Genomic DNA, 444 nt, shown 5'->3' with positions numbered 1-444 from the left:
GAGGTTATGGGTTCGACTCCTATCGGGCGCGCTTATTTTACGGGAAGTAGCTCAGCTTGGTAGAGCACTTGGTTTGGGACCAAGGGGTCGTAGGTTCGAATCCTGTCTTCCCGATAGTAAAATAAATTTTGGGGGCTTAGCTCAGCTGGGAGAGCGCCTGCTTTGCACGCAGGAGGTCAGCGGTTCGATCCCGCTAGTCTCCACCATTATTAATTTACAAACTACATAACGGCGGTGTAGCTCAGCTGGCTAGAGCGTACGGTTCATACCCGTGAGGTCGGGGGTTCGATCCCCTCCACCGCCACTACTATTAGTTGTATACTTATATTCAGGACCTTTAGCTCAGTTGGTTAGAGCTAACGGCTCATAACCGTTCGGTCGCAGGTTCGAGTCCTGCAAGGTCCATATAATTTTGGAGGAATACCCAAGTCCGGCTGAAGGGAT

4 tRNA genes are annotated in these 444 nt (G+C 50.9%); all 4 read left to right on the top strand.

The annotated features are described in order from the left end of the window. Positions 1-40 precede the first annotated feature (40 nt). A tRNA-Pro gene (locus HMPREF2663_RS09560) sits at positions 41-114 on the top strand. Positions 115-130: 16 nt separating this feature from the next. Further along, a tRNA-Ala gene (locus HMPREF2663_RS09555) sits at positions 131-206 on the top strand. 24 nt (positions 207-230) lie between these two features. Next, positions 231-304 (top strand) — tRNA-Met (locus HMPREF2663_RS09550). Between the two features lie 27 nt (positions 305-331). Then, positions 332-405, top strand: a tRNA-Ile gene (locus HMPREF2663_RS09545). Positions 406-444: the final 39 nt, after the last annotated feature.

Source organism: Staphylococcus sp. HMSC077D08 (assembly GCF_001837945.1).
Classification (GTDB): Bacteria; Bacillota; Bacilli; order Staphylococcales; family Staphylococcaceae; genus Staphylococcus; species Staphylococcus epidermidis.
The sequence above is the reverse complement of the archived record's forward strand: the minus strand, read 5'-3'. Positions and strand labels throughout refer to the sequence as shown.